The organism is Effusibacillus dendaii (assembly GCF_015097055.1).
Taxonomy (GTDB): Bacteria; Bacillota; Bacilli; order Tumebacillales; family Effusibacillaceae; genus Effusibacillus; species Effusibacillus dendaii.
On record NZ_AP023366.1, the window covers coordinates 1,959,953 to 1,971,754 of the forward strand.

Genomic DNA, 11,802 nt, shown 5'->3' on the forward strand with positions numbered 1-11,802 from the left:
ATGTACAGACTTGAATTTTCATGTTTTTTCGTATATAATTTGCTAAAAAAATGGCCGTAGAAGTGTTTCTACCGGTCATTTTTATTTGTCGGTCTGAACTGATAATCCTCCGTTTCGATTCCAATATCTGAATAAAACACAATTATTCGGTAAACATACTCCTGTAAAAACACCATTCAGGAGGTACTTTTATATGCCATTAATTCCTTATGAACCCTTCCACCATCTTGAAAACATGAGACGTGAGTTGGACCGTTTCTTCACAACAGATTTTCCTACAGTAAGAACTGGTTTTGGTCAAACTTTCGGCACACCCAGTATTGATATTCATGAAACGGAACATGAAGTAGTGGCCACATGTGATATTCCGGGGTTGGAGAAGAAGGAAGATGTGAATATTGACATTGACAATAACATACTTACTGTTAGTGGTACTATTAACAGGATGAGCGAAGTAAAGGAAGAACATATGCATAGGCAAGAACGTTTTGTTGGCCGTTTTCAACGCTCTGTTACCTTGCCATCTCGTGTTGCTTCGGAAGGTGTTAAAGCAACCTACAAAAATGGAGTTCTGGAAATTCATATGCCTAAGTTGCAAGCTGATACCAAGAATAGAATTGATGTGGAGTTCCATTAAATGCATCGTTTTTACAGATACGACCAATCCGTTGTGGATTGGTCTTTTTCATGGATTCCGAGACGCCGATTGCAAAAGTGCCAACCTAACTTCATTTCCACTTCCGTCCCTTACTACGAACGTTTAGACCGTCAAATGCAGCGTTTTGGTTTTTTTTGCATAAGCGATAGCTCTTTGATTCTGGTTACCTGACAGCTCATATTTGTAAAGTACTGTTTCCTTTGGACCTTCCTTGGTTCCTTCAAAATAAATATAGCGGGATGCGATTGTATAGGTTTCTGAAACACTTTCAAATGTTGCGACTCAGTACCAAGATTTTTGGCACCCCCGTCTTCCACCCCGAAAGTAATATTCCCTCAAATCATCCCCCGCAGCATTTTTTGAACTTTTTGCCGCTGCCGCAAGGGCAAGGGTCGTTTCGCCCGACCTTTTTTCTTGTTACAAAATTAACGACCTCCGCCTTGACAGCAAACGGTGAATCACCCGTCCTACTTTTTGCCGGAGATAGCTCATTTGGAGCATAGCCCTTGATAAACCATTGTCTGGTGTTATTATTAAGCATCATGATATGATCTATAAAACCTTTCATCAATTCCAATTCGTCGATCTCCAGTTGAGACTGCAGAAACTCAAGCAGATTACTCGGCGCTTCACCGATCCGAATGGCATAAACACACTCTTCGACGAGACTGTCTGCCTCGTCCTGAGAAATAGTGTAGTTCCTCCTGATAAAGTCGACAAAAGCTTCATAACTCGGATTCCGATCCACGAAGCCCGGTTCGCCTGCACGCAACAGTTGAGCCTTGGTGAACGGATAGAACGACAGGTCAGGTCTGGATTGATGTTCTTTTTTCACTCTTTCAGCGTCCCAAACCCTGTAGTTTGAGAATCCATTGGTATCGAATCGGATTTCCCGATAGAAAAATCCGGCTTCTTCCAAGACAGGCAGATAATCCACCAACCGCAGATTTGTTGCAGAATAATGCTTAAAAAGGTCTTCCAATGCGTTTAGATCCAAGGTACCATAGTAATAAAGCATGCCTTGCGTAAGCTTAATCCACTCCGTGTTTCTTCGAATCGTTTCCTGATAGGACGTACTGTCCATTTTTTTGAAACCTTCTAAAACTTCTTGTGGCATTGCCAAGGTCTTTTTACCTTTGTACGTCCCAGTGAAGATCAGTCCCCTATTCTTAAAATAATCAAGTTGATGGGATTCCAACGACAAAAAGGCGTCACCGCCACGACCGGCAATTTGCTTAATAATTCTATATCGGGTTTCGTCTAATTTATTCAGAAGTTTAGGAAGCGCAGCGGGAATTCGCTGCTCTAATATGTCGGTTAACTCTTGTTTTTTTAGTGCACTTGCCCCTTTGATATGCAAATTTAATCGGATTGCCGACAATTCATTTTTCGTCAGCCTGGCAAGACTACCGGCGAGGGTAAGAGGCAGTTCAAACTCAGACCAACGCTTCTCCTCCTCTTTCGCCTCCATTTTCCGTCTCATCTCTTTTGCATATTCCAAGGCATTCAACAGCATTTTCTGCTCTTTTTTGCTGAGGCGCTTGTCCATTTTCTCACCCTTTCCAAACAGACAAATTATCTTCGTCTACACATTGAATGTACAGCATAACAAAATCCGGTTTAGAGAACCAAGTCGCATCATGCTTCATTAGCCCCTATTTTATTGAGGTCGACGGGCTTTTTATTCTATTACAGTTCCTTGTCTACCGTCCGCAAGTCGAACCACAGTAAAAAGATTAATGTCCATACTGATCTCCCCGTTTCTCTTGTTTATTATATCAAAATACAGAGAAATCATCTTTGTGCAGATTCTGTTATAAATCCGTAAACAGTTACTTTTAGCCTCATTTTTCTAAGGCAGTGAACTCGTCACACGGTGTCGGCAGCTTAGCATAAGTAATCAATAATTCCTGAAATAGTACTCCTTACCCCCAGTCCAAGGAAAGGAGTTGATTCCTCCCAACGACCCCCACCAATTCAGTGCTTGCAGCGAAAATAACCCGCTGCCTGATATAGTTCATAAAATTTATTTCAGTACTTTTTCTTGATCGCCCACACTTTTTGTTGAAATCGAACAAATGTTCTGGATTTAAAAGGACGAGTCCCAAATCATACTTCCCCTTTCGGTCACAATGGCCGCAAATTGAGATAATGTTTATTCAGCTTGTACAAGAGGGTGGATTTTGCTTTTCTTGCCTGCTGCCTTTCTGGCATATTCACCAGGCAATATGGTTAAGATCGGCTTTTCCATGACATTTTACGGATCCTGACCTGTAATGATGCTGATCAACTTAGGATTGAGGCTGAAGTCTGCCAGCATATTGCTACAGCGTTCCGATCTTCCCCGATCCAGCTCTCTCAGCAAATCATCGAAAATAAGTTCGTTGCGCGATTCATCGGCGATCAATTTCTCGTAAATGTCGTGAATCGGAACATTCGGTCCCGATTCCGGCACTTTGAAATCCGTATACCTTGGAATAACGATATGTTGAAACGGCCTTGCTTTAGCCTGAGTTCTTGCATCCACCATCTTCCCGGCTTTTAAAGTAGCCGCGAAACAATGCGATTTTTTCTTCAATGGGAGATTGTTTTGTTACCCTACTCGAAGTGGCCGGATTTTCTGAATACTGTAATTCCCCGTTTATAAACTCTAGTGAAGTCTTATTCTCAGAACAACGCTCCAAATGCGTTTCAGAATGGATTAATTGTTTCAAACATTAAATTTCATGAAATAACTGAATACTCCGACCCTTAAACCGATTGTTTTCTGCCCGCAGACGTTCCATCTCATTAGGGTCATACATGTCCGGTTTCAATTGAACCGATTCATCAGTTTATTATGGTTGGCAAGGGTTTATTATTTATCTACAATTTCAACGTATGGTGATCGCTTTACTTGCTTGCTCTTTGGTATTTCAATCCACGCATCCGCGAGGGATGCGACGAAAATATCAACTGTATGTGATCCATCGAGCGTATTTCAATCCACGCATCCGCGAGGGATGCGACTTACACTGGTTGTTCAGGAATTGTTCGACCAAGCGGTATTTCAATCCACGCATCCGCGAGGGATGCGACTCTCGTTCTAGGATGGCTTTACGGACTTTGGGAGAATTTCAATCCACGCATCCGCGAGGGATGCGACGTTTTGCAAACGACGGTCAGACCATGCTGCATGTATTTCAATCCACGCATCCGCGAGGGATGCGACTCGCTTGGCATCTTTTCCCCTGACTCCACCTTAATTTCAATCCACGCATCCGCGAGGGATGCGACCAGCCACGTGTCCGGCTTGTGACGCTTCCAATCCATTTCAATCCACGCATCCGCGAGGGATGCGACGTCGGAGCAATACCTACTCGGCTGCCTTCTGCTAATTTCAATCCACGCATCCGCGAGGGATGCGACAACTCGGCCACAAAGATACGATCCGGGAACATCCATTTCAATCCACGCATCCGCGAGGGATGCGACTTTTTCTGAGTACTCCAAGTGATTGGCGGCAAATATTTCAATCCACGCATCCGCGAGGGATGCGACGAACAACGGGTATTGTGTCTCTAAAAAATAATAATTTCAATCCACGCATCCGCGAGGGATGCGACTCTACATTTTCCTAATAGTTCCCCCGTTTTCTTTATTTCAATCCACGCATCCGCGAGGGATGCGACACTTTTTGAAGGACATCCGCGCGAGTGTCAAGGAATTTCAATCCACGCATCCGCGAGGGATGCGACGTGATTACTGTCATGGATAACGGTAGCCAATTTGATTTCAATCCACGCATCCGCGAGGGATGCGACTGCCGAATGGTTAATACCAAACCACTCGTACAGCCAAATTTCAATCCACGCATCCGCGAGGGATGCGACTCGTGTGAAATCGGTGCAAGTAACACTCGATAAAATTTCAATCCACGCATCCGCGAGGGATGCGACGTTGTTGTAGGTGGATTTGTTTGGTGGTTTGGACATTTCAATCCACGCATCCGCGAGGGATGCGACTGGCAAGTTTTGCTCTTGAGGATGGTGTCAAACCATTTCAATCCACGCATCCGCGAGGGATGCGACTCCCAAAACCGGTCATTTCGGCCAACCGCCGGACGATTTCAATCCACGCATCCGCGAGGGATGCAACGATCAACGTAAAGAAAAACTAACACAACGTTACATTTCAATCCACGCATCCGCGAGGGATGCGACTCGTCGTCAGATAGACCGATCAATTCTTCGTCTGATTTCAATCCACGCATCCGCGAGGGATGCGACAGTCACGACGACCCAATACCAGAGCGGTATCTTCGAATTTCAATCCACGCATCCGCGAGGGATGCGACCCGGTGGCCAGTTGGACAGCAGAAGAGATGTCGGTATTTCAATCCACGCATCCGCGAGGGATGCGACCCCATATACTGAGTCTCCTTTCTTGCAGTAGGTATTTCAATCCACGCATCCGCGAGGGATGCGACTACAACACGATTGTCGGCCGAATCAAGATTTTGGAATTTCAATCCACGCATCCGCGAGGGATGCGACACTTCTCGTACTACTGGATTGCAGACCGACAAGATTTCAATCCACGCATCCGCGAGGGATGCGACAACAAAAGAACGTTTATAACGAGAATCCCGACAAATTTCAATCCACGCATCCGCGAGGGATGCGACGTTGTACTGCGTACTCTTGATATTTGTGTGGGATATTTCAATCCACGCATCCGCGAGGGATGCGACAGGATTTCGGCTGCTCACTCAGCCACTGTTCCAATTTCAATCCACGCATCCGCGAGGGATGCGACGGTTAGACTTCTGACAGCCGGTGACAGGCTAAAGCTATTTCAATCCACGCATCCGCGAGGGATGCGACTGCGTATTTCTCTCTCCATTCTCGTTCCACGAAAATTTCAATCCACGCATCCGCGAGGGATGCGACCTCGATTCGCCTAGGATAGTGCTTCCAGAATTCCTCATTTCAATCCACGCATCCGCGAGGGATGCGACATCGGAGGCGACCAATATGGAACTCAACAAATATTGATTTCAATCCACGCATCCGCGAGGGATGCGACTCCCGCCTTTTTGAGTTTTTCAATATAACCGGATTTATTTCAATCCACGCATCCGCGAGGGATGCGACGTTTGATGAGCGGCGGTTTGAAAAATCGTTTAATATTTCAATCCACGCATCCGCGAGGGATGCGACTCCCGCCTTTTTGAGTTTTTCAATATAACCGGATTTATTTCAATCCACGCATCCGCGAGGGATGCGACTACAGCAGGCTCAGCAAACACAGCGGGCAGTTGCTATTTCAATCCACGCATCCGCGAGGGATGCGACGGTGCGATTCTAGCGGGAATAAAAATATTTCCGGTATTTCAATCCACGCATCCGCGAGGGATGCGACAGCGATTTTTGATTCAAATATACCTGAAATCCCATATTTGTTATCAAAAATACGCGTAAATCAATAAAATACCTAAATAATGTGGAAAAAAATGTATTTGAATTGGTTGGTACTACCATTTTCTCGGTGCGAATGTCCCAGAAAAACCATGTGCACTACGTATTCGCACCACTTGTACTACAATATCAAAGGGCCTTCTATATCAATTGACTCTTTCACACCAAAATGTTCTACCTTATTCTTGTAATTATTCCCCAATTGATAGAACCTAAGGCTGTCCTGCTCTTGATCTATAAGATCAAGGAGCTTTAACTTCAAAACAGTAAATTGAGTGGCGTCTACAACGCATTCAAACACTGAGTTTTGGACACGCTGGCCATAATTCTGGCATGCTTTAGAAACCAGACGCAGTCTCTTTTGACCTTCACTACTAACTGTGCTTACATCATACGTAATCAATACCAGCAGCTTTTTCACCTACTTCCACAAAAAAGGTGGATACTCATCTAAATCATTACGCAAATAACGGGCTAATAGTAGGGCTTGTGCATGTGGGACTAACCCCCAGGAAATCTTCTCGCCAAGATAGGGATGCGTGATTTTCTCTTGCTTCTTATTTTGCCATGCGGATAGAAACTTCTTTCTCGCCTCATCCCTCAAAATAACTGCACCGTTCTCTTTTTTTAAAAAATCTTCTTTGCTGACAATCTTCTTATTAATTAATGACAACACAAACTTATCTGCATAAACACCTCGCAGTTCCTCCATCATATCCAGCGCCAAAGAAACGCGTCCCGGCCGGTCGCGATGCAAAAATCCAACATAGGCATCCAGTCCGACGCCTTCCAGCGCGGATGCCACATCATTCGCTAACAGCGAATAAGCGAACGAAAGCATCGCATTCACGTTATCCAGCGGCGGCCTACGGGAACGCGAGTGAAAGTAAAAATCCTCTTTTTGCTGCAGGATCATAGTGTCGAATAGTTTGTTGTAGCTAATAGCCGCTTGTCCTTCCAGTCCTCTTAATCTTTCTAGATCTTCACAAGCTCTTACGTCTAAAATGATAGCGGATAGCTGCTGCGAAACAGCTTTGAAGCGGGCAACATCAATACGTAAAGGATAATCTCTGGTCATTCTCTCGATGATCCATTTGTGATTGTAGATCTTACCAATTATAAAATTACGCGCAATCTTCGCCGACAGGACCTCATCTTCCGATATATGATATTGTCTCTTCCTCAGGACAACATTACCCTTGCTTTCTCCAATGACTCGGGCCAGAAATCTGCCGTTCATGGTAAAAAAGACTAACGAGATATTGCGCTCTGCACAATATCCCATTAATGCCGGACTTGCACCGGTGTAACCAAATGCGATAATCGATTCCAGGTTGTGCAGAGGCAACCTGCCCAGCTTCTCCTGTTCCTTAAGCAGAACAATATTATCGCCGTCCAGCGACAAATAAACATCGGGCTGTGTAATAAACAGAGTATTTAGCAGCTTTTTCATTCCTTGATTTTCCCTTCAACGTAACTTCTAACGGTCCGTTTATTCATTAGCTCCGGCAAGCAAATATTTTGAAGGGAACAGCTTCGGCAGAAAGGCCCGGTTTTCACTTTAGGCGTATGCCTGCGCTTATAATAGTCTTGCATTTCAGCAACAATCAACTTTACCTTGTTTTTAATATCTGCAGTTAGCGAAACCTCAACTCTATGTTTGATCTCGTTATAAAACATATAGCCTGTACCTATGTCGCACAGCAGCATTTCCTCCAGACAGATGGCTTGTGCAGCTAGTTGTAAAATATCCTCATCGTTCAATTTCGGCTTTCCGCGTTTATATTCAACCGGATATGCGATGTATTTCCCTTCGGATCCACTAATTTCAACACCGCTGTCGTTTCTTATAAACTCCACCACATCGCATATACCTGATATTTTAAGGTTCTCTGACCTCACAGGCATTGCGCGAACGATAAGCTTATCACCCCGTTTCTCTCTTGTGAACGGCTGATCGGCATTTCGATGAAGGTACTTTCCCACGATGGTTCTGACGTTTTCTTCCCATTGCTGTTCAATATGGATTAATGCCCACTGCCGTTTACAAAATTGAAAATGTTGTATACCGGACAACATTAAATAATCATCGTCTTCCTTATTGTCCATCTATGATCTCTACCTTCAAACCTTCCAAAGGCTGAACAGCAAACTTGTAATCTTTGAAGGACTTTGGTTCCTCTACGAGTCTTTCAACCGTTAAAGACCGATGTACTTTGGCCGAAGAATACTGCCCGAGCTTGGAATTGTGTTCCCACCAATACACGGTGTGGACTTCCATGCTTCCTTCCGGTCTGGCTGACGACGCGTCGTTTTCGAATAAGGAAACTAGCGCATTCTTAAATTTCTCAGCATCTTCATTCGTAAATCCGGTTTTCTCAGCCAGCTGTGGATTTATACTGCCATAAAAGACGTAGACACCCGAATCTACACGATGCTTCATACCCATCGTATCCGAACCTTTTGCCGCACCCGGCTCGGAATTGACGCTTTTCGTAATTTGCAGGCTGGTAATGTCAATCGGATCGATACTGGTTGCAGTATGAATGGAAACCGGACCCCGTATTCCAACAGAGACACCTGATCCCTTATCAGCTTTGAACGCAAATACCTGGCCAAAGCATCGGACATCTAACCATGTCCGGCAAGCGATGTTGGCAAACTCATCGCCAGAACCTGTTTTAGACTTCAAAATTTTCTCCAGTTCGGGATTCGCCTCTGCACGCTCTCTTAAACTATTGTATGAATCGGACTTGCGATCGTTGGATTGGACAAAGATAGCTTCGCCCATATCCTGCAGACGGTTTCTAATTTTCCGTTTCAGCGCAACATCGGATATCTCACCATAGCCATCGTAGTTTTGCCGCGGCCGATTGCCATTCAATGGATCACCATTCGGATTAGCCTTGGTTACGGATAACACAACTGCAAAATCAATTTTACGATCTAAAGTCGCCATATCGATCTCTCCTTTTTTAATTCGATGCTTCCACTACATCATGATTTTCTTTCTTCTGATAAAGTTCGTGCCGCTGACTATAAAATCCAAGCAAGTACAAACCCGATAATGGCTTATTATTAAACTGATCTACCGGAATTCGTGAAGCTACTTCATCAATAATTTTAGAGTAATAGGTTCCCTTCTTTCCAAGTCGGGCTTGGTAAGGCTGCAAGCAGTCCTGGATGGTTTTCCAGGTTCTTGCCGGGCGATTGGAAAAAGCGTTCATATAACGAATAGCATTGGTGGATCGGTTCTCATCGACGCTGTCTAACACACGTCTTTCCAAAACATCGGCGACAGCCAATAAACGGCCGAATAAGTAGTCACGGTTATTATTGTCCGTATCTAATGCCACATTGAATCCCTCCTGTCTGTTGATTAACGCGCATGTAATGCTGAGCGTCTTCTCCCATTCCCATTTCTCCATCGATACGGGGTTGGACGCACGGTGATAAGCACTGGTTACAATGTCTAACGGAATCTTCCGATCATCGATAATACATGGCAGTATTCGCTCCATTAGTCCTTTGACAGTTTTGTCGCTTGCTCTTGGCCCGTAAGCAGCAAAAGCGATATCCTTCGTAGCCGGCGCCCCGAAAAATTGCACAAATTCACCATTGTCATTCTTACGATACCGATGTAACCACGCACAGGTTGAATGCCATTTGGCAAGCCGGTCGAGGTAGAGCTCCTTGTCCATATTCCGATAGTACAGCACCGCCATACGCCCTGTTGTAGCCGAATCCAGTACCAAAATGTTCACATTCGCCTTTGACGACAACCGATTTCTATATCCGTCTAACGCTTTTGCCACTTCATCGGCGAACTCTTGATTGGTAAACGATATTCTCTCCTTGGTTGTAACAGGTGTTGGGTCTATGGAAAAATAATCCTCGGTAAGTCCCGGAACCTCAAGTTCATCATTGGCCCATACTAGAAACACACGCTGATCAATAATTTTCCCCTGGCGATTAATGAGCCATTTCAAGGCATTATGGGCTTTTTGTGAAACTTCATAACTGATGCTTGCCGCTTCATGGCTAAGATTAAACCTCCCTCGAAAGGTAAAGCCGCTTTTGTCATTCGCCGAGATTAATTTGGCTTTATCTGCCGCATTTCTAATTTTATTCGCATGCTTGTCCGTACTTGGTAGCAATCTTCCCGTGACATAACAGAGATCCTCAACGCCTAACCGACTGCTGTAAAATCGGATGAAAGAATCGCATATCTCCTGATCCTTCCATACCTTTGTCAATATCTTTGTAGGAGAATAGACGTTAAAACGAACGAACGCACTGGTTTGCTCTCCACTAATAACAGAGAATATAGGCGGTTTCGCACCATACATAGCCTCGGCATTTTTGTCCCACTTGTCGATGAGTCGACCCGCGGCGTCCAAATATAAAATCTTGTGTTCAACTAAGTCCCGAATGAGCTGTCCTTTGCTCAAATAGTGATAAATGCTCTTTACCTTGGCGACAGCATATGGAGAATTCGCCCAATCTTCCAGCTGTTTGATGTAATATGTATAGGGCTCTTCTTTTTTAATTTCCCCGCCGTATGCCGCATAATCTCCCGCTACATAACTTAATTTATCATGCAGAGGATAGGGCGCAATGACGGCACCTGCGCGGCTTGCAGATTCTTCAGTACACGGAATCAAAGTGCTCGCATCACTCTTGTCAATCACACTCGCTGAATGAAATTCGCCATCTTCTGTTATCTCTACTTCGATGTGCGCATTTTGCGTTGTGTGGGAAACAGGAAGCAGCGTGTATTCTTGATCGTTATGTTTTTTTTCAATCTTGCCAACAAGGTCCAAATTCGATTCAAATGTTTCATACAAATTTAATAGCCAACTCATGGATTCCTCCCCTCCTCCAATTGTGTGAGCAGCTCATCCGCCGATACAACATTTGTTTCATCGAAATGCTTCGGCTCCATATCCTTAATCATGCGAACCTGCGTGCACTGTTCGGGTCTAATAAATTGGATCACTCCATCCTTCATGACCGGATTCCATAGACGCACTTCCAAATGGTTCCTGCCTGTTTCATCCGGATAATTCAAGCCATGAACCATGCTCCCCAGATGAAGCTCGCCATAGCCGTCATAAAACCCTTTCCCTTCTCCAAATACGCAAGGTTCAACATAAGCCTGACATTCCCTGGCTCCAAGAAAAATGTCTCTGCGACCACCAGCCTGGAGCGAACGTTTCAGGATATTGTGGTGCTTATGTTCGTTGCGGTCGTAGGCCATTTCCGGACGATTCATGTTGAACTCAAAATGGGCACGTACCTGGTAGCGAACATCTCTCAAATACGTATAGTTGGCAAGCGTATTTCCTCCACCGTACTCAATTGGACGAATACCCTTGGATTCCATACGGATCGGGTTCATGATACGGACTTCATCGACGACCATGATCAATGTCGGCTTCCAATATATGGACTCTAGTATTCCCTTAAGCGCTTGATAAGTAGGCACTTGGTAGGAAAGCTTTTCCCCGCCAAGCTTAGTCAACGGGTCGGTAAATAACGCATACTCTCCATAAACAACAAATTCTATCGAATTCCTCATCATCTCACCTCCTTCCCATCCAACTTTTCTGACAATTCCATATTACGCCAATTCCAATTCACAGTCAAATGCTTTACACATTATATGAATTTACCTTTGAATAG

Annotated in this window: 9 protein-coding genes and 1 CRISPR repeat array; of the genes, 1 reads left to right on the plus strand and 8 read right to left on the minus strand. The window is 44.6% G+C overall.

All coding sequences use genetic code 11. The features are described 5' to 3' along the window. Positions 1 to 193: 193 nt before the first annotated feature. Positions 194 to 637 carry an Hsp20/alpha crystallin family protein gene (locus tag skT53_RS10635; protein WP_200756738.1) on the plus strand — a complete coding sequence of 148 codons (444 nt, stop codon included), beginning with the start codon at positions 194 to 196 and terminating at the stop codon, positions 635 to 637. A gap of 361 nt (positions 638 to 998) precedes the next feature. On the opposite strand, the gene skT53_RS10640 is transcribed toward skT53_RS10635, so the two are convergent. The 8 genes from skT53_RS10640 to cas5c form a co-directional block, all read right to left on the minus strand. Continuing rightward, on the minus strand, positions 999 to 2,207 hold the full coding sequence (locus skT53_RS10640) for an SEC-C metal-binding domain-containing protein (RefSeq protein WP_200756740.1): 1,209 nt from the start codon (positions 2,205 to 2,207) through the stop codon (positions 999 to 1,001). Between the two features lie 708 nt (positions 2,208 to 2,915). Then, a complete protein-coding gene (locus skT53_RS10645; RefSeq protein ID WP_226375184.1) occupies positions 2,916 to 3,188 on the minus strand; it encodes a hypothetical protein in 273 nt (90 codons plus the stop codon). 382 nt (positions 3,189 to 3,570) lie between these two features. Beyond that, positions 3,571 to 6,061: direct repeats of the CRISPR family, unit length 32 nt; unit sequence ATTTCAATCCACGCATCCGCGAGGGATGCGAC. Between the two features lie 177 nt (positions 6,062 to 6,238). Beyond that, positions 6,239 to 6,529 (minus strand): CRISPR-associated endonuclease Cas2, encoded by a 291-nt coding sequence (gene cas2, locus skT53_RS10650; RefSeq protein WP_200760949.1) that lies wholly within the window; start codon positions 6,527 to 6,529, stop codon positions 6,239 to 6,241. 9 nt (positions 6,530 to 6,538) lie between these two features. Beyond that, positions 6,539 to 7,570, minus strand: coding sequence for a type I-C CRISPR-associated endonuclease Cas1c (gene cas1c, locus skT53_RS10655; protein WP_200756744.1), 1,032 nt, complete (start codon positions 7,568 to 7,570; stop codon positions 6,539 to 6,541). Further along, a complete protein-coding gene (gene cas4, locus skT53_RS10660; protein ID WP_200756746.1) occupies positions 7,567 to 8,226 on the minus strand; it encodes a CRISPR-associated protein Cas4 in 660 nt (219 codons plus the stop codon). The genes cas1c and cas4 overlap by 4 nt, the downstream gene beginning before the upstream one ends. Continuing rightward, complete coding sequence (cas7c, locus tag skT53_RS10665) at positions 8,216 to 9,076, minus strand: type I-C CRISPR-associated protein Cas7/Csd2 (protein WP_200756748.1); 861 nt, start codon at positions 9,074 to 9,076, stop codon at positions 8,216 to 8,218. Before cas7c ends, cas4 begins: the two co-directional genes overlap by 11 nt. Positions 9,077 to 9,092: 16 nt before the next feature. Then, positions 9,093 to 10,982, minus strand: coding sequence for a type I-C CRISPR-associated protein Cas8c/Csd1 (gene cas8c, locus skT53_RS10670; RefSeq protein WP_200756750.1), 1,890 nt, complete (start codon positions 10,980 to 10,982; stop codon positions 9,093 to 9,095). Then, a complete protein-coding gene (gene cas5c / locus skT53_RS10675) occupies positions 10,979 to 11,698 on the minus strand; it encodes a type I-C CRISPR-associated protein Cas5c (protein ID WP_200756752.1) in 720 nt (239 codons plus the stop codon). Before cas5c ends, cas8c begins: the two co-directional genes overlap by 4 nt. Between the last annotated feature and the right edge of the window lie 104 nt (positions 11,699 to 11,802).